This is a genomic window from Enterobacter hormaechei subsp. hoffmannii (assembly GCF_001729745.1).
Lineage (GTDB): Bacteria > Pseudomonadota > Gammaproteobacteria > Enterobacterales > Enterobacteriaceae > Enterobacter > Enterobacter intestinihominis.
In genome coordinates this window covers 476476-498730 of sequence record NZ_CP017186.1, presented here as the reverse complement: position 1 = coordinate 498730, position 22255 = coordinate 476476, and the positions used below count along the sequence as shown (strand labels likewise).

The window sequence follows — 22255 nt, the reverse complement described above, 5'->3', positions numbered from 1 at the left end:
TTACCGGGCCTACGGACCGCTCTCTTTTGTAGGCCGGGTAAGCGCAGCGCCACCCGGCGTGGTTATTCGCGATGAACTATCACCAGTACTACCCCGTCGACATCGTCAACGGCCCCGGCACCCGCTGCACCCTCTTTGTATCAGGCTGCGTTCACGAGTGCCCCGGCTGCTATAACAAAAGCACCTGGCGCCTGAACTCGGGTATGCCGTTTACCGCTGAGATGGAAGACCGCATCATCAACGACCTGAACGACACGCGCATTAAACGCCAGGGGATCTCGCTCTCCGGCGGCGACCCGCTCCATCCGCAAAACGTGCCGGCGATCCTGAAGCTGGTAAAACGCATCCGCCGCGAGTGCGCGGGAAAAGACATCTGGGTCTGGACGGGTTACAAGCTGGATGAACTGAATGCGCAGCAGAAGGAAGTGGTGGATCTGATTAACGTCCTGGTCGACGGCAAGTTCGTGCAGGATCTTAAAGATCCTATGCTTATCTGGCGCGGCAGCAGCAACCAGGTTGTGCATCATCTGCGTTGAATGAAGGCGGATATCCTCTTTCCGCCTGAACGTCAAAACCGACTCACACTCTCCATTGCCTCAGCCTTAAACGCCGCAAAATCCTCGCACTGGCACAGGCGCGCCATCGCGCGTTCACGCAGGAAAGTGACAAAAATATCGTAAATCGCCATTGCCTCTTCGTACTCGCTTTTGCTGATGGCGAGCAGAAAAATGACATGGGCAGTTTCATCTCCCCACTGAATGCCCTGCGGCGCCAGCACGGTGTAGACCACCGTTTTTTGCGCCAGCAGGCCGAGGGAGTGCGGCAGCGCGATGCCGTCGCCGAGCATAGTGCTGACGATAGCTTCACGCTCGATAACCGATTCCAGAAATTCCGCGCCGACAAAGCCTTCGCTTTCAAGCTGCCCACACAGTTCGCGGAACAGCGTTTGCTGGTCGACAGGCTTGTCGAGAATGCGGAAATGGGCCGCGTCGAAGTATTTCTCCAGCATCCACGGGCGGGTACGGTCCACCAGCACCAGCTTGCCGATCTGCTCTAACTGATAATCGGTCGGGAACGGGGCGATTATCACCACCGGTTTGGATTTTTCGCTCACGCGAGCGGTGGAGATCACGAAGTCTTCGCCGATGGCATCGGCAAGTTCGTACTCGCGCAGGGTGAGCGTGCGCGTCACCTCAATCTGCGGGTATTTGCGCTGAAGCACCGCCTCGATCATGCGCACCATCGCGTTACCGGCGTCACATACCAGCAGCACGCGCGGCTGACGCTGGTAGCCGATGTTGTAGTGGCGCTCCAGACCGACACCGATATGCAGCACCAGAAAACCAATTTCGTTTTCGCTGATCACATACGGCGTGTATTTGCCCCAGCTCGACACCGCCGCGAGGGTCATATCCCACGCCATCGGGTAGTGCTGCTTGATGTTATCCAGCAGCGGATTGGGGATCATGATTTGATACCGCACGCGGGTAATCATGGTTTTGATGTGCGTGAGCAGATCTGCATGCAGTTGCTCGTCGCTCAACAGGTTGTAGTTATAGTGGGTGTTGATGTAGCGCAGGATATAGTTGACCAGGGCTTCGTCGTCGTCAGCATTAATGGCGCTGGGAGCGATCTCCTGGATCTGCCGCGCCGCAATGTGCACGCACAGCCAGCTCTCTTCCGATGGTGAAAGCGCCTTGCCCGCCAGCTCCTGGATAGCCACCGCAATATCTTTCGCCGCCTCGCGTACGTTCTCTTCCACGTCTTCAGCGTGGAATTCCGGCAGCGGATACCCCTCGCTGATGCGCCGCACCGACACCGCGCAGTACAGGCGCAGGAACAGCTCGCCTTCATCGGTCAGGCGAATGTGATGGCGCGTCAGCGCGTCGTGCAGGACAGGGACCATCTTTTCCGCCACGCCCGCGTTGAGCGCCACGTCGGTCACCAGCGGGTTAAGGCTATCCTGCTGCGCCAGCTCCCACAGGAGGTCGGTCAGGCAGGCGCGGATCGCCATCTCGCTGCCAAACAGCTTCATGCCGTGGCGCGGGCGGGTTTCCAGCGTCAGGTTGTAACGGTGAAACCACTCGCGCACTTCCACCATGTCGCTCTGCAATGTGGCCCGGCTGACGAACCACTCATCGGCCAGATCCTCCAGCTTGATGGAAAAGGCTGACGTCAGAAAACGCACCACCAGATAGTGCACACGCTCCGGTCCGGTTCGCGGAATACGCAGCGCGCGCGGGTGGGACGACTGCAATTGTTGATAGCGCACCACATCATTGATTTTGAGCTGATAGCCGTTGCCCCGGCTCAAAATGAACTGCGCACCGTGGCTGGCCAGCAGCGCGTTCAGGGCGGTGATATCCGCCCGGACGGTTCGCGTGGAGACCGACAGCCGCTGCGCCAGCTCGTCCTGCGGCAGCGTCTCGTTTTGCAACAGATCGAAAAGTTGCGCTAAACGTTGGTTCGGAAATCGCACGTCGTTGTCCTCTTACTGCTCAGGGTGAAATGACCATCTGGGATGGGCTGCCGACCGGGGTATAGTCTGACTCGGCGCTCAGCTTGCCGTCCGGCGCCACGCGGAAACGGGTAATGTTGTCGCTGCGCTGGTTCATGACGTACAGCCAGCGGCCCTGCTTATCAAGCGTCAGGGTGAGCGGATAGTCACCCCGCGTCCAGACATCGTCCTGATGCGTCAGCGTGCCCTCCGCCGTTACGGTAAAGTGCCCGATGCTGTTATGCAAACGGTTAGCGACATACAGCTGTTTCCCGTCGGCGCTTAGCGCCAGCCCGGCAGCAAAACTGGTGCCTTTATAACCGTCCGGCAAGGCTGAAACCGTTTTACCCTCTTTCAGCCTGCCGTTGCTGTCCAGCGCATAATGGGTGAGCGTAGAGGCTTCTTCGTTAATCAGCCACAGGGCATCCCCCTTCGGCGTAAAGACGAAGTGGCGCGGCCCGGCCCCTTTTGAGGAGGCGCTTATAAACGGCGGATCGTTCGGGGTCAGCTTTCCGGTTCGATCGTCAAAACGGTACTGATAGATGCGATCCAGCCCCAGATCGGTGGAAAAAACGTATTTCCCGCTCGGATCGGCGGCGATCATGTGCGCGTGAGGGCCGTTATGATCGCTGATGGCGAAACTGCCCTCGACGGCAGCTTCCGGCTTTGCCGCGCCCGGTTCGCCTTTGTCCTGATGGGTGTCCTTAGCATCGCCCAGGCTGCCGTCTGCGTTAACGGGCAGCACCGCGATCGATCCGCTGACGTAGTTCGCCACCAGCAAATGTTTGCCGTTCGGCGTCAGGGAAAGATACACCGGCCCCGCGCCGCCGGAGGCCACCTGATTCAGCTCGCTCAGCGCGCCGTTATCGCCTATTCGCAACGCCTGCACCACGCCCTGCTCCACCTCGCTTGCCAGGTAGAGCGTTTTGCCGTCGTGCGAGACGGTAAGCTGCGCAGCGTTCGGGAGTTGGCTCACCAGCGTTTTGTTATCGAGCGCGCCGGTTTGCGGGTCGACGGTAAAACGGTACAGCCCTTCGCCGTTGGGATTATAGGTGCCCACCCAGGCGTATTGCGTCTGGGCGACAGCGGCGGTGGCGAGCATTGAGAGTGAAGCGACAAGCAGGGTACGGGTGTGCATGGTGGCTCCTTCGGGTGTGTGCGGTGTGTTTCCCCTCACCCTAACCCTCTCCCCAAAGGGGAGAGGGGACGATTACACCCTCTCCCCTTTGGGGAGAGGGCTGGGTGAAGGGCAGGTTCTACTTCACCAGCTTCTTCGTCATCGCCAGCAGCGTACGCACATCTTCCGGACGCGTGTCGCCGCTGGCTTTGTCGATAATCGAGCTGTAGATATGCGGGATGATTTTGCTCACGCCCGCGTCCAGGGCGATCTGCAGGATCTCCTCAAAGTTCTCCAGATCGATTCCCCCGGTCGGCTCCAGCCAGAAGTCGTGACGGGCGCAGGCTTCCGCCACCGCTTTATACTCGTCACGGCACTTGAGGCCGCCCATCGGGAAGTACTTGATTGAGCTTCCGCCGAAATCTTTCAGCAGGGCGATAGCGGTTTCAACCGGCACAATGCCGTCCGGCGCGTTGCTGCTCAGCGGGCCGGTGGAAATTTTAACCATGCCGACGGTGCCGGTCGGGGAGACCAGGCCGTTGACCACGGACTCATTCTGCCCCAGCAGCGCGCGGCTGGCGGCCACGCCGGTAAAGACCTGATTGACGTGCTGCGGCTGTACCTGGCGGGAGATTTCACTCACCATCGCCGACTGGTTCGGATCGCCTGCGCCCAGCCCCACAGATAGCGCGTTATCAATCAGTGCCGCGTACTCGCGCATATCCGCGACGGCGCTCGCCACGTCGGGGTAATTTTTGGAGAGCACACCCACCAGCACATGACCTTCCGCCGCCTCGTAAATGGCGCTGGCGTTGGCTTTCGATCCTGCCAGCACGTTCAGGCAGACGCGGTCACGGTAAAAGTTGGGGGTCAGTTTCATGCTTTTTTCTCCTGTCCTAATACTTCGCTAATACGGCGGTACACGATGTTCAGCTGATCAGCATTCACGCTGCGCACATCCGCTTCGATAATCCCTTCGTTAGCTTTATAGCCACGGAAGTAAATGGCGTATTCGCCCTGCTTGAGCGCGTTCACCAGGTCACCGGTGCCGACGCCGGTGGTCGCTTCGTCAAACTTAATCTCGGTGCGCGCGATATCGCGACCCGCGCTGTCCCAGACCACGCGGGCGGTGACGCCGTTCAGGGTGTTGAGCGCGTCAATAAACGGCGTCATCTTCGCCACCATCTCGGCCCCGCTCTCCCTGGTGGCCGTCAGGTAGTGTTCGATGGCGCAGGTCAGGCCGAGGATCCCCTCTTTGCCCACCTTCATCGCGCGGCCAATGCCCGCCGTCTGGCGCTTCACCCACTCAACGTACTGGGTTTTGCCGATCACCAGGCCGCTGGTTGGCCCTTCAATCGCCTTCGCGCCGCTGTAGATCACCAGATCGGCGCCGGATCGGTAATAGGTATGCAGATCTTCTTCCGCCGCGGCATCAACGATCAGCGGCAGGTCGTGTTTACGCGCCACCACCGCCGCCTGCTCGACGCTGAGCATGCTTTTCTGTACGCAGTGGTGCGATTTAATGTAGAGGATAGCCGCTGTACGCGGGGTGATCGCTGCCGCCAGCTGATCGGCAGAGCATTCGTTGGCGTAGCCCGCTTCCACCAGCCTGCCGCCACCCAGCGCTACCATGGTGCCTACCGGCGCGCCAAAGTTAACGTTGTGGCCTTTCGGCAGGACGATCTCGTTGTTCTCAATCGGTGTGACGTGCAGGTTTTCCAGCAGCCAGTCGCTGTCTTTCACCAGTACCGCCGCCACGGACTGGGCAATGCCCGCCGACGCGCAGGAGACCACCGTTGCGCCTTCCACCTCCAGCAGCTTCGCGATGTATTCGCCGGTTTTATTGACCAGATCCTTTATCTCAAAGTAGTGATTCATGCCGTCCATCGCCGCCTGCACCACTTCCGGGCGCGGCGTGGAGACACCCAGCGCCGTCATGCGGCCAGAGGTGTTGATAACCTGCTTTAAGTTGTACTTCTCATAAATCGAAGGCATGTTCCGTGCTCCCTTGTTCGGTCATGTAGCCCTTGCCCGCGCGGATCGCGGCAAGCGGCACCAGAATGTGTTCAGCCTGCAGGCTGTCGTTTTCAGCATCCGTCAGCACCGTCGGCTGGCGTTTGAGGGTGAACAGCGTCAGATCAGCGTCGAGACCAGGCTGAATGCGGCCTTTGCGCGTCAGGCGCAGGCCGTCTGCGGCGTTGGCGGTGACGCAGTCAATCACCTGCGGCAATGACATGCCGATGGCGAGGAATTTCGACATCACGCTGGCCAGCGAGCCGACCGGGCCGTTGATGCGGTTGCGGCAGTAGATATCCGAGCTGATGGTGTGCGGCAGAATGCCCATCGCGATGGCGCGTTTCGCCACCTCAAAGCTGAAGCTCGCCGTGCCGTGGCCGACGTCCAGACGCACGCCGCGCTTCAGCGCAGACGTAATGGAGGCGCGCAGCTCGCCGGAGGGCGTCAGAATGCGGTTGGGCTTGCCGTTGTAGCAGTGGGTAATGATGTCGCCGGAGCTTAACAGCTCGGCAATCTCATCAAGGTTCGGCGGGTTGTTGCCGATGTGCACCATCAGCGGCAGGTCGCCATTCTCTTTTTGAATCGCTTTCGCGCGCTCCAGCGGGGTAATGCCGTTTTCACCGACCACGCTGCTGCTCATGCGCGCCTTCAGGCCGACGATAAAATCCGGGTAGCGCGTCACCGCCTGCTTCACCGCATCAGCATCAATATTGGCCATATTGGCCAGCTCGTTCTGGGCAATCAGCCCCACGCGGGAGATGTTCAGCAGGGCAAACACCTCGGTGGATGCTTTGCGGGTGATGGCGTAAAAATCATCCACGTCGTCGGCCCCGGTACTGCCCGCGTCCACCACGGTGGTGACGCCGGTGGCAATGCCCACGCTGTCCGGCTCGTCGTGGTAGATCGGGGAGTTCGGGTAGCAGTGGACGTGGGAGTCAATCCAGCCCGCGCTGACGAACACGTCACCGTTAAGCTCAACCGTTTTACGAGCGGGAGCGTCAATTTGGCCTGTCGCGGCGATCTTCCCGTCCTGAATGGCGATATCGGTCAGGGTATCGTCGGCGAGGCGCGCACGGCGCAGGAGTAGATCAAACATGGGGTTCTCCTGATAAGGCGGGCACCGAAGCGCCCGCAGGTATTAAAGGGCGACCGGGAACAGCCAGCCCAAAATCATTGCGCCGAGGATGGCGCCACCGGTAATCGGCTTCTGCCAGATGTAGAACAGCAGCGCGCCCACCAGGGAACCGACGCCGATTGGAATGGAGGCGGTCATGGCGCTGAGGATAATCAACGGCCCGAGGAAGCGGCCGGAGGCGTTACCCGCGCCCATCATCACGTCTGCACCGTAGGTGGAGTTACTCTGGTTGATGGTGAACTTACGCGCCAGGATGATGACGTAGCCAATCGCCAGACCAATCACCAGGCCGGTAATCAGCGAGGCAATAAAGTTGGTCACCGGGAACATGATCCCCGCGCCTAGCAGCAGCGCCGGTACGCCGAGGCCCACGCCGGTCTGGATCGCCCCGCCGATGTCGAGAATCCCGACCAGCGACCCTTCGATGATACGGGCGAACAGGAAGCTTGCGCCGAACGCCGCCACCGCGCCGTAAACGCCGGTATCGATTCCCGCTTTCAGCATCGCCACGAAGGCCACTTCGTTAAACGCGCCGATACCGTAGAGGTAGTACATGTGCGTCCCGGCGAAGACGCCGGAGGAGAGCAGGCCAACGAAGATCGGGAACGACCAGTCGGCATACCAAAAACCTTTATTCTGTTCCATTTAGAGGCTCCTGTTATTTACCGCTGAGCGAGTTGTGGATCATGTCGAGCCAGTTCGGCACGGTCAGATGGAAGGATTCGATCATCTTCATGTCGAAGCCGCGGAAGAAGCCGCTCAGCACAAACAGCAGGACGATCGCCGCCATCATCACTTTGGTGACGTGGTTCCAGCCGCTCTCTTCCACGCCTTTACCGATCAGGATCCCCAGCACCAGACCCGGCACGGCGTTACCCATGATCAGTTGCGCTGCGCCGCCAAAGATGGTGGCCCAGAAGCCCGATTTTTTACCCGCGTCGATGGCTGCCAGCCAGAAGATCACCGGCATCACGGTGTTGACCAGCAGGTTCGCGGCAGGCACCAGCACCTTCACGGCGGTGACCTGAAGCGCAGCCGGAACGGAGGAGGCGGTCAGGTTAAGGAAGGTCACGACAATCATGCCGATAATGCCGCAGGCAATCGCCATTTTGCGCGGGTCATGCAGCGTTTCACCGACGTTACGGTTTTTGATCATCAGTGCAGCAGCACCCCAGTTCGGGATGATGCGGTGGTCAACGTCCTGTGTGAAGGCACCTGCGGCCACGGAAGAGGCCCAGGCGTTAAAGAAGAAACCTAACCCAAAGGAGAAGTGGGACGCCGGATCCCCTTCACAGGAGTTCAGTTCCCCCAATGTACGAAACGCGCCCATACCCTGAGTGGTAGGCGCATGAAACATGCGTGCAGCCCCGGCTCCAACACCGACGCCAACCAGGCCGCCAATGATGAGCGATTTTATTAATATAATTAAGAACATCAGTCTGCCCTTTTATGAATAATCAGCGTTGCGTGACGAAATCCACCTGGTCGAGATTGATGGCGGTCACGTTGACGGTCACATCCAGCTCCACGCTGTAGGTGCGTCTTTCCCGACGCAGAAAGAAGAACAAAAACGCTTCTTTTCGCACCGCTTCTTGCGCCTGAACAACCTGCACATCCTGTGGCTCAATACGCAGTAAGATATGCGGTGAGGCTTTCATCACCGCGGCCTGTACGTGGTTGAGGGCGTCGGCAAAGGCGCGCGCTTTGGCGTCGCCCTTCCCCTTCACTCTCACCGTGGTCGTGAACTGTTCTTTCATGCTTACGCGCCGTATTTCTTCTGCCACGCCTGTACCAGACGCTCGCCCAGCTCTTCTTTATCCATAAAGCCAAAGCCCAGCACGTTGCAGCCTTCGTTGATAGCGGTCACCCCCTCATCCACGGAGCGCATGCCGTATTTGGCCTTGTAGCCGTATTTGGTCTGGGCGGTGATGGCACCCGCGCCGCCGCTGCCGCAGAACGAGATCCCGAAGGTGGCGTTTTCTGCTTTCATCACGTCACCGAGCTTCATATCCGCTGCCATGCCCGGTACGACAACCGCGCGTCCGCCGGCTTTTTCCACACCCGCAGCCACTTTCTGACCTTTACCCAGGCGATCGCCAATCACGACTGTAATCTGTTCCATGTGTTGCTCCTTAAAGGTTGTCTTTCGCGACTTCGAAGTGAACGGAGAGCAGCCAGGCTTCCTCATCAGGAAGATTGCCAAACTGCGCTACCACTTCACGGGCAAGTTGCATTGAATCTGGTGAAATTTCGTCGAACAGCTCTGCTTCAACCTCCGGCAGCGGCTCGCCGGTCACAGACCGGTGCGCCATTGCGCGAACGTGGGAGGTCAGCATCTGCTCCTGTACCGCGTTGGGGATGATGTTGTGCCGGGCCAGCAGGGCGTAGACCTGCTGAAGCATGGTGTTCGCGAGCTGTTCTGTTTGCACCGCCTGTTCCCCAACGTCGTTCATTACCGCTCCGTTAATCACTCGTCTTACCCCGTTAATGGCTCTGGAATAAAACTAACGTCGAGGGGGCGTTGTTTGTAGCGAGTTGTTTTCCACTTCGAAGTGGAAAGGCGAGCCGCGGCAGTGATCTGTGCCACATAAATGCGGTGAATCTGGATTAATCGCTGGATTTACGTGATGAATATCACGCTATTACGCGGCACTAAACAGGTAAGCGGAGTGGAAAAGATTACGAGCAGGCTCGTAGAAATGTGACGTGGATAAGGTTTTCTTATGGGGAGGGAGAAGAGTGTGAGCGGGGATGCTTAACGCGCCCCGCTCATCCAGACTATCAACGATACTTTTTGTGATACGCGTTGCGGGTCGCCGCAAACTGGTCGGCTGCCGCCTGGGCTTCCTTCACTTTGCCTTCGTTAGCCAGCTTCAGCGCGCCGTCGATCTGGCCGACCAGCACGTCAAAACCGTGGCGGTAGTCTTTCATCTCGGCGCTGTCCGCCGCTTTGCTTTCCAGCTTCGGCGGCGTCGCTTTTTGCGCATCCAGCGCCGCTTCACGCATTTTAGTCAGTGCGTCTTTCATCTCCGCCGCATCGTCGGTTTTCTGCACCACCTTCAGGTTTTGACTGAGGATGTCCATGTTGTCTTCAAGATCGGCAGCAAACGCAGATGAGCCAAGAACCAGCGTTGAAGCCGCGACGATCGCTAACAGGTGTTTACGCATTGCTCACTTCCTTTTTTATTATAAATCACGCTTTTACGGGGATTATTGCCCGGCGATTTTCATCTCCGGCAGTAATACAGAACCACACTGAATATTGCTGCGTGTTTCAATATCGTTACCGACCGTAACAATATTGCGCCACATGTCCTTGAGGTTGCCGGCGATGGTGATTTCGCTCACCGGATACTGAATTTCACCGTTTTCCACCCAGAAGCCCGCTGCGCCGCGAGAGTAGTCGCCGGTGATACCGCTCACGCCCTGCCCCATCAGCTCGGTGACCACCAGACCGGTGCCCATCTCTTTCAGCATCTGTTCAAAATTCAGGCCCTGCCCGGCAATGCGCCAGTTATGAATGCCGCCCGCGTGCCCGGTGCTTTTCAGCCCCAGCTTACGCGCGGAGTAGTTGGTCAGCAGCCACTGGGTCAGAATGCCGTCTTTAACGATATCCCGGCGCTCCGTGCGCACGCCTTCGCTGTCGAACGGCGTGGAGGCCAGCCCTTTCAGCAGGTGCGGGTGCTCTTCGATGGTCAACCATTCCGGCAGGATCTGCTTGCCCAGCGAGTCGAGCAGGAAGGTCGATTTACGGTACACCGAACCACCCGCAATCGCCCCCACCAGATGACCAAACAGACCGGTTGCCACTTCGTTGGCAAAAATGACCGGGGCTTTCATGGTGGAGAGTTTACGCGGCGAGAGGCGTGACAGCGTGCGTTCGGCGCACTCTTTTCCCACCCACTCCGGAGACTGCAAATCCCCCAGCGCGCGGCCAATGGTATACGCGTAATCACGCTCCATATCGCCGTTCTCTTCGGCGATCACGCAGCTGGAAAGCGAGTGGCGGGTTGAGCAGTACCCCTGCAACATGCCATGGGAGTTACCAAACACTTTGATGCCGTAGTGGCTGTTAAAGCTGCCGCCTTCGGTATTGGTGATGCGTTTGTCAGCCTGCAAAGACGCCTGCTCGGCGCGCGAGGCCAGCTCAATGGCTTCATCCGGGGTCACTTCCGCCGGATGGAACAGATCGAGATCCGGCGCGTCAAACGCCAGCAGCTCTTTATCAGCCACGCCAGCGTAAGGATCCGGGGAGGTGTACCGCGCGATATCCAGCGCCGCCTGCACTGTACGGGCGATAGCATCCGGGCTGAGATCGGTAGACGACGCGCTGCCTTTGCGATTCTGGTGATACACCGTGATCCCCAGCGCGCCATCGCTATTAAATTCTACATTCTCCACTTCGCCATAGCGGGTGCTCACGCTAATACCGGTGGTTTTGCTGACCGCCACTTCGGCGCCATCTGATTTACCTGAAGCGAGCATCAGCGCGGTGGAGACGGCTTCTTCCAGGATCTTACGCTGCGCTTCAACTTGTGAGGTTACTTTCATCGCAAATGCCATACTGTAAGAGAGAGTTAAGTGAAGTCTAACAGAGAACCGTTTTTCAGTGCGCGTCTTAACTGGTAACATTAGCCTCTTTTTTTAAGGAGCCTGACATGACTAAGCAGCCCGAAGACTGGCTCGACGACGTTCCCGGTGATGACATCGAAGACGAAGATGATGAGATCATCTGGGTCAGTAAAAGTGAAATTAAACGTGACGCCGAAGAGTTAAAACAGCTTGGCGCAGAAATGGTAGAACTGGGTAAGAACGCGCTGGATAAGATCCCGCTCGACCAGGATCTGCGTGATGCCATTGAACTGGCACAGAAAATCAAGAAAGAAGGGCGTCGCCGCCAGCTTCAGCTTATCGGGAAACTGCTGCGTCAGCGCGATGTTGAGCCGATCCGTCAGGCGCTGGATAAACTTAAGAACCGCCACAACCAGCAGGTTGCGCTGTTCCATAAGCTGGAGCAGATCCGCGACCGTCTGATCGAGCAAGGTGATGACGCGGTACCTGAAGTGCTGAACCTGTGGCCGAATGCCGACCGCCAGCAGCTGCGTTCTTTGATCCGTAACGCGAAGAAAGAGAAAGAAGGGAATAAGCCGCCGAAGTCTGCGCGTCTGATTTTCCAGTATCTGCGCGAGCTGTCTGAGAACGAAGAGTAAACCCCTCACCCCAGCCCTCTCTCCAAAGGGGAGAGGGAGAAGAGATAATGTAGGCCCGGGAAGCGCTAACGCCACCGGGCCTTTTTTACTCTGCGGCCGCGGCTTTCTTCGCCAGACCGTCCAGCAGCTTCTGATGGATCCCACCAAACCCGCCGTTGCTCATCACCAGAATGTGATCGCCAGGCTGTGCGGCTTTCACCACCATATCCGCTAAGACATCCACGTCCGCACTCCAGTGCGCTGGCTGAATGCAGGCGTCGGCCACTTCGGCCACCTGCCACGGAATATGCTGCGGTTGCAGGAGGAAGACCTCGTCGGCACGCCCTAAGGACGGCGCGAGATCGTCTTTGCATATCCCCATTTTCATGGTGTTCGAACGCGGTTCCAGCACGGCCAGAATGCGCGCGGTGCCGCCAACTTTGCCACGCAATGCGGCAAGCGTCGCCAGAATGGCGGTTGGGTGGTGCGCGAAATCGTCGTACACCGTCACGCCATTCGCTTCACCACGCAGCTCCAGACGGCGGCGGGCGTTAATGAACGAACCCAGCGCATTGGCGGCATCCGCAGGCAGTACGCCCACGTGACGCGCCGCGGCGATCGCCATCAGGCCGTTGTGCATATTGTGCTCGCCCACCAGGCCCCACTTCACTTCGCCCACTTTTTCGCCGTCGAGCAGCACTTCCCATTCGGAAGCATCCGCGTTGAGCTTTTTCGCCTGCCAGTGCCCCTGCTCGCCAACCAGCTCCTGCTCGCTCCAGCACCCCATCGCCATAGTCTGCTTCAGGTTGATGTCGTTCTCCGGCAGGATAATGCGGCCCTGACCCGGAACAATGCGCACCAGATGGTGGAACTGTTTCTGAATCGCTTTCAGGTCGTCAAAGATATCCGCGTGATCGAACTCAAGGTTGTTGAGGATCAGCGTGCGTGGGCAGTAATGCACGAACTTGGAGCGCTTGTCGAAGAACGCGCAGTCGTATTCATCCGCTTCAATCACAAAGAACGGGCTGTCGCCCAGACGCGCGGAGACGTCGAAATTCCCCGGCACGCCGCCGATCACGAACCCCGGCTTGTAGCCGCAGGCTTCGAGGATCCAGGTCGCCATACCGGCGGTGGTGGTTTTGCCGTGCGTCCCGGCAACGGCGACAACCCAGCGGTCGCGCAGGACAAAGTCATGCAGCCACTGCGGGCCAGACATGTACGGGATATTGCGTTCCAGCACCGCTTCAACGCATGGATTCCCACGGGTCATGGCGTTACCAACGATCACCAGATCCGGCTGCGGCTCGAGCTGGCTGGCGTCATATCCCTGAATCAGAGAAATCCCCTGCTTCTCCAGCAGCGTGCTCATCGGCGGATACACATTGGCGTCCGAACCTGTCACTTCATGGCCCAGCGAGCGCGCCAGCATTGCCAGTCCGCCCATGAAAGTGCCACAAATCCCCAATATATGAATGCGCATACGTCACTATCCTTCTTCAATGTGGCGCACATTTTACTCACATGTCAGCGGCTGTGAAACGCATTTCAGGTAAATCCGTATTTTGCTGGCGCGATTCACCTCTGCGCTAATATTTGAATGTTTGTTAAGATTGTTGGACATCAACCGCTTTACTCAACATAAGATGCAGGGAAAGTGTTATGAAAACGTTAGGTGAATTTATTGTCGAAAAGCAGCACGAGTTCTCTCATGCTACGGGTGAGCTCACTGCTTTGCTGTCGGCAATAAAGCTGGGCGCTAAGATCATCCACCGCGATATCAACAAGGCCGGTCTGGTCGATATCCTGGGTGCCAGCGGTGCCGAGAACGTTCAGGGTGAGGTTCAGCAGAAACTCGACCTGTTCGCCAATGAAAAACTGAAAGCAGCACTGCGCGCGCGCGACATCGTTGCGGGTATCGCCTCTGAAGAAGAAGATGAGATCGTCGTATTCGAAGGGTGTGAACACGCAAAATACGTTGTTCTGATGGATCCGCTGGACGGCTCCTCCAACATCGACGTTAACGTTTCTGTCGGTACCATTTTCTCCATCTACCGTCGCGTCACCCCGGTTGGCACACCGGTGACGGAAGAAGACTTCCTGCAGCCGGGCAGCAAGCAGGTTGCTGCCGGTTACGTGGTGTATGGCTCATCCACCATGCTGGTGTACACCACCGGCTGCGGCGTGCACGCCTTTACCTACGATCCGTCGCTGGGCGTTTTCTGTCTGAGCCAGGAGCGCATGCGCTTCCCGGAGAAGGGCAATACCTACTCCATCAACGAAGGCAACTACATCCGATTCCCGAATGGCGTGAAGAAGTACATCAAATTCTGCCAGGAAGAGGATAAAGCCACCCAGCGCCCGTACACCTCGCGCTATATCGGCTCGCTGGTGGCGGATTTCCACCGTAACCTGCTGAAGGGTGGTATTTACCTCTACCCAAGCACCGCCAGCCACCCGGACGGAAAACTGCGTCTGCTGTACGAGTGCAACCCGATGGCATTCCTGGCCGAACAGGCAGGCGGCAAAGCGAGTGACGGTAAAGAGCGTATTCTGGATATCGTGCCGGAAAGCCTGCACCAGCGCCGTTCGTTCTTTGTCGGCAACGACCACATGGTGGAAGACGTTGAACGCATGATCCGCGAATTCCCGGACGCGTAACGCGTAAATAGGGGAGCCCGACAGGCTCCCCTATTTTTATCATGCCGTTTGCGCCGTCAGTTTGAAGGATGCCATCGCCTCCATCAGCTCGCGCGATTGTTCCTCCAGGGAACGCGTTGCCGCAGAGGATTGCTGAACCAGCGCCGCGTTTTGTTGCGCCGTTTCATCCATCTGATTGACGGCAATGTTAACCTGCTCAATACCGCGGCTCTGCTCCTGAGACGCCGTCGCAATTTCTCGCATCAGTTTGGTCATACGCAGCACTTCGGTAGCGATCTCGTCCATCGTCTCACCGGCCTGTTGCGCCAGTTCGCTGCCCTCGTTCACATGGGTTTGCGAATCGCTGATAAGCGAGCGGATCTCTTTCGCCGCATCGGCACTGCGGCTGGCGAGATTGCGCACCTCACCCGCCACGACCGCAAAACCCCGTCCCTGCTCGCCCGCGCGCGCCGCTTCCACGGAGGCGTTCAGCGCCAGAATATTGGTCTGGAAGGCAATGCCGTCGATGACGCTCAGGATATCGGCGATGCGCGCCGAGCTGCCGGCGATGTCGCGCATCTTCTCAATGACGTAGCAGACCATTTCGCTGCCATGATCGGCGGTATCGGAGACCGACTGCGCCAGCTGGTGCGCCTGCCCGGCGTTATCGGCGTTAAGTTTCACCGTGGCGGTGATCTCTTCCATGCTGGCGGCCGTCTGTTCCAGCGAGGTGGCGGTGGATTCCGTGCGCTGGGCCAGGTTCAGGTTCCCTGCCGTCAGCTCGCGGCTGCCGGTATCAATCTGCGAGCTGGCGTCACGCACCCGCAGAACGGAATTCATCAGCGACTGGCGCATCTCTTCGATGACCGCGTTGAGGCGATTAAATTCCTGGCTCGCCGGCGCGTTCAGGGTGTGGGTTAAATCCCCGGCCGCTACGTGCTCCAGCTGGGCAATTGAGGCTGAAAGCGGCTTAAGCAGCATATGGCGCAGCACCAGCCAGGCCAGCACGATAATGCCTGCCGTCAGCAGCGCCGCGACGATAATCAGGATCAGCACACGGGTTTTACTCGCCTGCACGGCGCTCACCTCCGCTTTGCCGCGCGCCTCGCTCCACGTCTGGAACGCCTGCATATCGTTATCAAACTGCTTCGCCACCGGGACCAGCTTGCTTTCCAGCAGATCGTAATAGCCGTCCGCACTTTGCTCGTTCAGGGCTTTCAGCATCGGGCTGATACCCTGCTGGTTGTACACCGCCAGGCTCGCGGCGACGTTATCCAGCAGCTTTTGCCCCTGCTCATCCGCCACGCCGCCGCCGATCACGCCCTTGAGCGTTTTCTGTGCCAGCGCCACTTCCTGGTTAATGGTTTTGACCGCCCTGGCCGCATCGTCCAGCAGGCCGACCTCCATCATGCGGACGGCCTGTCCCGCTTCGTTACGCGCGCGCAGGATCAGCGTATAGCCGGCATTCAGCTGCACCATCTGTTCACCCTGAAGATGATTGATGCGCTGGAGAGAAGTGGAACTTTGTGTAAGGGCATAAATGCCAATGCCGCTGACAATCAGCAGCAGAAGGGTCATAACGGCCAGTAAAGAGAGCAAGCCGGTACGAATCGATAGCGTTTTAAGCATGATGTTATTTCCGGTAGCGAGATATTTCTGGGCATAAAAAAAGAGTATCGACCGCTACCGGAAAATGTTTAGAGTTTAAGCAATTTCAGCATGTTATCGCCCTGTTAAAGATGTATTCACACGGGTAACAGGCGAGCTCTGGCGGTTCTCCCACAGCACCGTCAGGCCGCGCTGGAGCGCGATAAAAATAAACAGCAGAATACCGATGGCGATTTTGGTCCACCAGGAGCTGAGCGTGCCGTCGAAGTTGATATAGGTCTGAATCAGCCCCTGGATCGCCACGCCAAACAGCGTACCGAGCACCGTCCCTACCCCGCCGCTGAGCAGCGTACCGCCAATCACCACCGAGGCAATGGCGTCAAGCTCAACGCCCACCCCCGCCAGGGCATAGCCTGCCTGGGTGTATACCGAAAACACAATCCCCGCGAGCGTGGCAAGGCCGGTCGAAAGCATATAGATGCGGATGGTGGTGCTGCGCGTGGAAATCCCCATCAGGTTCGCGGACGTGGCGCTGCCGCCAATGGCATAAACCTGGTTACCAAACCGGGTACGGTGGGCGAGGAAGATCCCGATAACCACCACGCCCAGCATCAGCAGCCCCATTGCGCTCAGGCGCCCCCCGCCGGGGATTTTCCACGCCAGGCTGGAGAGCGTGTCGTAGATCGGGTGGTTAATCGGAATTGACTCCTCCGACACCAGATAGCTCACGCCGCGCAGGAAGAACATCCCGGCGAGGGTGATGATAAACGCCGGGATTTTCAGCGCGTCGATCAAAAGCCCCATAAAGGCGCCGAACGCGCAGCCCATAATCAGCACCAGCGGGAACGCCAGCAGCGGCGAAATGCCCCAAAAGCCAATCGCCTTGGCAAGGAACACGCCGGTAAAGGCGATCACCGACCCAACGGAGAGATCGATCCCGCCGGAGAGGATCACAAACGTCATGCCGACGGCGATAATGCCTAAAAAGGCGTTGTCGGTCAGGATGTTGCAAATCACCCGCGTGGAGGCGAAGCCCGGGAACTGGGTCAGGCAGTAAAGGTATCCCAGCACGAACACACCCAGCGTGATCATTAACGGCAAATTACGTTTTATCATGACCGCGGAACCCCTTAATGAGAGTGATAAAGCGCGGCGACTGCACGATAAGTACGATAAGCACCACGACCGCTTTGACGACCTGATTAAGCTCCGGCTGGAACCCGGAGAGCAAAATACCGGTATTCATACCCTGAATAATTAACGCCCCCACCACCGAGAGCAGCAGATTAAAACGTCCGCCCATCAGCGACCCACCGCCGATAACCACCGCGAGGATCGCATCAAGCTCCAGCCAGAGTCCGGCGTTGTTGGCATCCGCCCCGCGAATGTCGGCCGCCACAATCACCCCGGCAATCGCAGCACAGACGCCGCTCAGCACGTAGGTCAGCATCACCATCAGCCGTGTATTTACCCCGGCGTTTTTCGCGGCCCGAATGTTAATTCCCACCGCTTCGATGAACATCCCGAGCGCCGTTTTGCGGGTGAAAAGCCAGAACACCACCAGCGTCACCAGCGCGACGATTACCGGGGTCGGGAAGAACAGAAAATTACCGCTGCCGATCCACGCAAGATTCGGGGAGGTAAAGGTGACGATTTGACCGGAGGTGATAAGCTGCGCCACACCGCGCCCGGCCACCATCAAAATCAACGTCGCGACAAACGGCTGGATCTTGAGCACCGCGACCAGAATGCCGTTCCACAGCCCGGCTAATACACCGGAGCCCAGCGCGGCCAGCAGAACCACCGGCAGGCTGTGCCCGGCAACGGTCATCGAGGCGGCGGTGGCGCCCGCAATCGCCATTACCGCACCGACGGAGAGGTCAATCCCGCCGGTGGCAATCACCAGCGTCATGCCAATCGCCAGCAGCGCCACGGGCGCGGCACGGTTTAAGATGTCGATCGGGCTACCAAACAGGCGGCCATCCTGCACGACGATCTGGAAGAAATGCGGAGCCACCAGGCTATCCACCAGCAGCACCAGCAGCAGCGCCACGATTTGCGGCGTGCCGGTCGGCCAGCTGAAGCGGCGCTTCGCTTCGCCAGTTTGCGAAAGAGAACGGGACATCACATATGACTCCTTACGCCGCGATGGCATTCATGATCGCCGGAACCGACAGTTTATCCAGCGGGATCTCTGCCACCTGCCTGCGATCGCGCATGATGATGACGCGATCGGCATAGCCAACCAGCTCCTCCAGCTCAGACGAGATCACCAGCAGCGCCAGACCGTCGGCGCACAGCGTTTCGATAAGCCGGATGATTTCGGCATGCGCGCCCACGTCGATACCGCGCGTGGGCTCGTCGAGGATCAGGAACTGCGGTTTGGTCAGCAGCCAGCGCGAGAGCAACACCTTCTGCTGATTACCGCCCGAAAGGAACTCGATGGGCTGTTCCGCGCTCGGGGTACGGATACCGAGCTGGCGGATGAAGCGCTCGGCAATCGCGTTCTGCTCGCGCTTAGGGATCGGACGCAGCCAGCCGCGCTGGGCCTGTAGCGCCAGAATGATGTTTTCCCGCACCGAGGCGGCGGCAATAATCCCGTCCGTTTTTCTGTCCTCCGGGCAGAAGCCCACGCCGAGGCACGACGCCTGATGCGGTGAACGTAGCGTTTGCGGTTTGCCTTTGATCAGCGCCGTTCCGCTGTCGGCAGGTTTGATCCCGAAGATCACTTCGGCGGTTTCGGTGCGCCCGGAGCCTAACAGCCCTGCCAGACCCACAATTTCACCGGGGCGTACCTCGAGGTTAAACGGCGCGATGGTCCCTTTTTTGCCGTAATCGTGAAACGCGGCGATCGGTTTTTCGCTCAGCAGCGTGCGGCCCGCACGCTGGAGTGCGTTGGTCTCCAGCTCGCGACCCAGCATCATTTTGACCAGCTCAATCTGCGGCAGCTCGCGGGTTTCCCGGCAGCCGACAAAGCCGCCGTTGCGCAGCACCGTAATACGGTCGCTTACCTCGTAAACCTGATCGAGGAAGTGCGTAACAAAGATCAGGCTCACGCCCTGATCGCGCAGCTGACGCATCAGGGTAAAAAGCATCTCCACTTCCTGGGTATCGAGGCTGGCGGTGGGTTCATCAAGGATCAGCACTTTCGCCGAGAGATCGATAGCGCGACAGATCGCCACGATCTGCTGCATCGCCACGGAAAAACGGTTCAGCGGTTCGCGCACGTCGAGAGAGAAGCCATACGATTCCATCAGCTTCGCGGCGCGCGCTTCCATCTCTTTACGGCGCAGCAGGCCAAAACGTCTGGGCTCGCGGCCAATAAACAGGTTATCCGCTACCGACATGTTTGGCAGCAGGTTCACTTCCTGGTAGACCGTGCCGATCCCCAGTTGCTGCGCATGCGCGGTGTTTTTGGGCGAAATAGCATTACCTTCCAGCCAGATAGCGCCGCGATCGGCGTGATAGACCCCGGTCAGGGTTTTAATCAGCGTCGACTTCCCCGCCCCGTTTTCGCCGAGCAACGCCATGATCTCCCCCCGCCGCAGGCTGAAATCAACGTTATCCAGCGCCTTAACGCCAGGGAAAAATTTACTCAGGCCCTCTGTGCGGAGGATTTCCTGGTGTTGTTCGGTGGTCATGGTTTCCCCTCACCCTGACCCTCTCCCCGGAGGGGAGAGGGGATTATTCGTGCCAGTCTTTAATTTTCTGCCCAAACTGCCCTTTTCCCTCTCCCCTCCGGGGAGAGGGCTAGGGTGAGGGGGGGCTGAGCTTAGTAGCCCATATTTTTCTTCTTCTCTAACTCTTCTTTCGCCGTGTCCGGCAGGTAGAGCGTGGATTTGGTGATGGTCAACTTCTCAGGCTGGGTGCCGTCTTTCTTGAATTTCTCCAGCGCATCGAATGCCGGGCCCGCCATGTTCGGCGTCAGCTCCACGCTGGCGTTCGCTTCGCCGTCAATCATCGCTTTGTAGATGTCCGGTACGCCGTCGATCGAGCCGGTGAGAATATCTTTGCCCGGCTTCAGGCCCGCTTCTTTGATGGCCTGGATGGCGCCGATCACCATGTCGTCGTTGTGGGCGTAAACCATGCAGATATTTTTGCCGTTATTTTCTGCCTTGATGAAGCTTTCCATGACCTCTTTACCTTTGCTGCGGGTGAAGTCGCCGGACTGAGAACGGATGATCTTGATGTTTGGTGCTTTGGCGATGGCCTCCGCGAAACCTTTCTTACGGTCGATAGCCACGCTCGCCCCGACGGTGCCCTGCAACTCAACCACGTTACACGGCTTGCCATCCACCTGCTTCACCAGCCAGTCACCAATCAGTTTGCCTTCCAGCACGTTATCGGCGGTGACGGTGGTCATATAGAGAGATTTGTCTTTTACGTCGATGGAACGGTCGAGCAGGAACACAGGAATTTCAGCCTCTTTAGCTTCCTTCAGCACCGGCTCCCAGCCCGTGGCAACAACCGGGGCGATAAAGATGGCATCCACGCCCTGAGCGATAAAAGAGCGCACCGCTTTAATCTGATTCTCTTGCTTTTGCTGACCATCGGCGATTTTTAGGGTAATACCGCGCTTTTCGGCCTCACTTTTCGCCACGTTCGTTTCAGCGGCGCGCCAGCCGGATTCAGATCCGACCTGCGAAAATCCAACGGTTAACGGTGCGGCCATCGCCATAGACGACATGGCTGCCGAAACTGCTGTAACAAGAAGTAAGCGCTTCCACATATGAACGTCCTCGTAGGGTAGGTTATTGTTGGTTAAAAGATGTTCTGCGGATGAACTATAGCCAATGGAATATGTTACGGATTGCGTTACATCACACTTCAGAAAAGTGAATAAAACGTTAATCACAAGTTTGTAATCGCTTTCATTTCCACATTTAAAATGCGGCTGAGTTTATGGATTATCCTGTCATGGAAACGGTCTGAAAAGTGAAAGCGCGAGGGAGATAAGTCGAAAACAGGCGAAGACTTTCAGCGCCAGTTGGCTATAATACCTGCCACTTGTTTACCATCCATTTTAAAGGACACCGACATGAGCTTACTCAACGTCCCTGCGGGTAAAGAACTGCCAGAAGACATCTACGTTGTGATCGAAATCCCGGCCAACGCAGATCCAATCAAATACGAAATCGACAAAGACACCGGTGCGCTGTTCGTTGACCGTTTCATGTCTACCGCCATGTTCTATCCGTGCAACTACGGCTACATCAACCACACTCTGTCTCTGGACGGTGATCCGGTTGACGTACTGGTCCCAACACCATACCCATTGCAGCCAGGCTCCGTCATTCGCTGCCGTCCTGTTGGCGTGCTGAAAATGACTGACGAAGCGGGTGAAGATGCGAAACTGGTTGCCGTACCGCACACCAAGCTGAGCAAAGAGTACGATCACATTAAAGATGTGAACGACCTGCCAGAGCTGCTGAAAGCGCAGATCGCCCACTTCTTCGAGCACTACAAAGATCTCGAAAAAGGCAAATGGGTTAAAGTTGAAGGCTGGGATAACGCAGAAGCGGCGAAAGCAGAAATCATCGCGTCTTTCGAGCGTGCTGCTAAGAAGTAATTCTTACTGCTGATACTAAGCCCCGCGCGTCGGGGCTTTTTTGTGCCTTTCGATGCGCCCGGCGGCGCTACGCTTGCACGGGCCTACAATCAGCAAGAGGCGCAAAACGATAACGCCACCTTACGGTGGCGCTGTCGTTTTTCAGAACTGGTCTCTGTCTAACCAGTTACCGCTTTCAATCAGCGTTAACCCGTCGACCGAACGTTGGTACACATACATCCATGCACTGCCGTAAGGCGTCTGGATCAACTGGCGAGCGTATTCACCGCCCCTGGTGCGCAAGGCATCAAGTTCGGCCAGCGTAGCATTATCAATACGATAAACCTCACCCTGTACCGTTCCGTTCCCCGGAACCGCGCCTGGATAGTGGCCCAGACTGTACAACTGGTAGTTTTCGATTGTGTAATTTCCCAGCAACTGGGCGTTGGTCATCCAGTGGCTGTTGCCTTGCTTGGTTCGTAAACTGCCATAAACAAATATTCGCATT

The 22255-nt window shown here is 57.9% G+C and carries 23 protein-coding genes; 4 read left to right on the top strand and 19 right to left on the bottom strand.

Features of this window, described 5'->3' with window-relative positions; translation table 11 throughout:
- Window positions 1-71: 71 nt before the first annotated feature.
- Window positions 72-536, top strand: a complete 465-nt coding sequence (gene nrdG / locus BFV65_RS02390) for an anaerobic ribonucleoside-triphosphate reductase-activating protein (protein WP_022646867.1) — start codon at window positions 72-74, stop codon at window positions 534-536.
- Window positions 537-568: 32 nt separating this feature from the next.
- Here nrdG and BFV65_RS02385 read toward each other — a convergent pair whose 3' ends face one another.
- The 12 genes from BFV65_RS02385 to pmbA form a co-directional block, all read right to left on the bottom strand.
- A complete protein-coding gene (locus BFV65_RS02385) occupies window positions 569-2479 on the bottom strand; it encodes a BglG family transcription antiterminator (protein WP_063849840.1) in 1911 nt (636 codons plus the stop codon).
- Between the two features lie 19 nt (window positions 2480-2498).
- Window positions 2499-3635, bottom strand: coding sequence for a lactonase family protein (locus BFV65_RS02380; RefSeq protein ID WP_069596176.1), 1137 nt, complete (start codon window positions 3633-3635; stop codon window positions 2499-2501).
- A 118-nt stretch (window positions 3636-3753) separates the two neighbouring features.
- Window positions 3754-4494, bottom strand: a complete 741-nt coding sequence (gene dagF / locus BFV65_RS02375) for a 2-dehydro-3-deoxy-phosphogluconate aldolase (protein WP_022646864.1) — start codon at window positions 4492-4494, stop codon at window positions 3754-3756.
- Complete coding sequence (locus tag BFV65_RS02370) at window positions 4491-5609, bottom strand: DgaE family pyridoxal phosphate-dependent ammonia lyase (RefSeq protein WP_022646863.1); 1119 nt, start codon at window positions 5607-5609, stop codon at window positions 4491-4493. Before BFV65_RS02370 ends, dagF begins: the two co-directional genes overlap by 4 nt.
- The gene (locus BFV65_RS02365) at window positions 5593-6726 is read right to left on the bottom strand and encodes an amidohydrolase/deacetylase family metallohydrolase (protein ID WP_032625226.1); all 1134 of its coding nucleotides are present in this window, start codon (window positions 6724-6726) and stop codon (window positions 5593-5595) included. The genes BFV65_RS02370 and BFV65_RS02365 overlap by 17 nt, the downstream gene beginning before the upstream one ends.
- Before the next feature lie 42 nt (window positions 6727-6768).
- Window positions 6769-7410 carry a DUF4310 family protein gene (locus tag BFV65_RS02360; protein WP_003856081.1) on the bottom strand — a complete coding sequence of 214 codons (642 nt, stop codon included), beginning with the start codon at window positions 7408-7410 and terminating at the stop codon, window positions 6769-6771.
- Window positions 7411-7423: 13 nt separating this feature from the next.
- Window positions 7424-8200 (bottom strand): DUF4311 domain-containing protein, encoded by a 777-nt coding sequence (locus tag BFV65_RS02355; RefSeq protein WP_006810337.1) that lies wholly within the window; start codon window positions 8198-8200, stop codon window positions 7424-7426.
- A gap of 22 nt (window positions 8201-8222) precedes the next feature.
- Window positions 8223-8522, bottom strand: a complete 300-nt coding sequence (locus tag BFV65_RS02350) for a DUF4312 family protein (RefSeq protein WP_006810338.1) — start codon at window positions 8520-8522, stop codon at window positions 8223-8225.
- A gap of 2 nt (window positions 8523-8524) precedes the next feature.
- Window positions 8525-8887, bottom strand: a complete 363-nt coding sequence (locus tag BFV65_RS02345; RefSeq protein WP_006810339.1) for an SFCGS family glycine-rich protein — start codon at window positions 8885-8887, stop codon at window positions 8525-8527.
- Between the two features lie 10 nt (window positions 8888-8897).
- Window positions 8898-9236, bottom strand: coding sequence for a PRD domain-containing protein (locus BFV65_RS02340; protein WP_026080657.1), 339 nt, complete (start codon window positions 9234-9236; stop codon window positions 8898-8900).
- 310 nt (window positions 9237-9546) lie between these two features.
- Complete coding sequence (gene cybC, locus BFV65_RS02335) at window positions 9547-9933, bottom strand: cytochrome b562 (protein ID WP_022646861.1); 387 nt, start codon at window positions 9931-9933, stop codon at window positions 9547-9549.
- A gap of 42 nt (window positions 9934-9975) precedes the next feature.
- Window positions 9976-11328, bottom strand: coding sequence for a metalloprotease PmbA (pmbA, locus tag BFV65_RS02330; RefSeq protein ID WP_023299182.1), 1353 nt, complete (start codon window positions 11326-11328; stop codon window positions 9976-9978).
- Between the two features lie 95 nt (window positions 11329-11423).
- Here pmbA and yjgA point away from each other — a divergent pair, with 95 nt between their 5' ends.
- On the top strand, window positions 11424-11975 hold the full coding sequence (gene yjgA, locus BFV65_RS02325) for a ribosome biogenesis factor YjgA (RefSeq protein ID WP_003856072.1): 552 nt from the start codon (window positions 11424-11426) through the stop codon (window positions 11973-11975).
- Window positions 11976-12060: 85 nt separating this feature from the next.
- Here the strand turns inward: yjgA and mpl are convergent, their stop codons facing one another.
- Window positions 12061-13434 carry a UDP-N-acetylmuramate:L-alanyl-gamma-D-glutamyl-meso-diaminopimelate ligase gene (mpl, locus tag BFV65_RS02320; RefSeq protein ID WP_022646859.1) on the bottom strand — a complete coding sequence of 458 codons (1374 nt, stop codon included), beginning with the start codon at window positions 13432-13434 and terminating at the stop codon, window positions 12061-12063.
- A 179-nt stretch (window positions 13435-13613) separates the two neighbouring features.
- Between mpl and fbp the strand changes: the two genes are divergently transcribed.
- Complete coding sequence (gene fbp / locus BFV65_RS02315) at window positions 13614-14612, top strand: class 1 fructose-bisphosphatase (RefSeq protein ID WP_022646858.1); 999 nt, start codon at window positions 13614-13616, stop codon at window positions 14610-14612.
- Window positions 14613-14651: 39 nt separating this feature from the next.
- Here fbp and BFV65_RS02310 read toward each other — a convergent pair whose 3' ends face one another.
- The 5 genes from BFV65_RS02310 to ytfQ form a co-directional block, all read right to left on the bottom strand.
- Complete coding sequence (locus tag BFV65_RS02310) at window positions 14652-16220, bottom strand: methyl-accepting chemotaxis protein (protein ID WP_046621033.1); 1569 nt, start codon at window positions 16218-16220, stop codon at window positions 14652-14654.
- 93 nt (window positions 16221-16313) lie between these two features.
- Complete coding sequence (gene yjfF / locus BFV65_RS02305) at window positions 16314-17315, bottom strand: galactofuranose ABC transporter, permease protein YjfF (RefSeq protein ID WP_023299180.1); 1002 nt, start codon at window positions 17313-17315, stop codon at window positions 16314-16316.
- Window positions 17302-18327 (bottom strand): galactofuranose ABC transporter, ATP-binding protein YtfT, encoded by a 1026-nt coding sequence (ytfT, locus tag BFV65_RS02300; protein WP_161496795.1) that lies wholly within the window; start codon window positions 18325-18327, stop codon window positions 17302-17304. The genes yjfF and ytfT overlap by 14 nt, the downstream gene beginning before the upstream one ends.
- A gap of 10 nt (window positions 18328-18337) precedes the next feature.
- Window positions 18338-19840 carry a galactofuranose ABC transporter, ATP-binding protein YtfR gene (gene ytfR, locus BFV65_RS02295; protein ID WP_022646854.1) on the bottom strand — a complete coding sequence of 501 codons (1503 nt, stop codon included), beginning with the start codon at window positions 19838-19840 and terminating at the stop codon, window positions 18338-18340.
- A 131-nt stretch (window positions 19841-19971) separates the two neighbouring features.
- A complete protein-coding gene (gene ytfQ, locus BFV65_RS02290) occupies window positions 19972-20928 on the bottom strand; it encodes a galactofuranose ABC transporter substrate-binding protein YtfQ (protein WP_022646853.1) in 957 nt (318 codons plus the stop codon).
- Between the two features lie 309 nt (window positions 20929-21237).
- Here ytfQ and ppa point away from each other — a divergent pair, with 309 nt between their 5' ends.
- Window positions 21238-21768, top strand: coding sequence for an inorganic diphosphatase (gene ppa / locus BFV65_RS02285; protein ID WP_006810347.1), 531 nt, complete (start codon window positions 21238-21240; stop codon window positions 21766-21768).
- Between the two features lie 141 nt (window positions 21769-21909).
- Here ppa and BFV65_RS02280 read toward each other — a convergent pair whose 3' ends face one another.
- Window positions 21910-22254, bottom strand: coding sequence for a gamma-glutamylcyclotransferase family protein (locus tag BFV65_RS02280; RefSeq protein ID WP_045307822.1), 345 nt, complete (start codon window positions 22252-22254; stop codon window positions 21910-21912).
- Window position 22255: the final 1 nt, after the last annotated feature.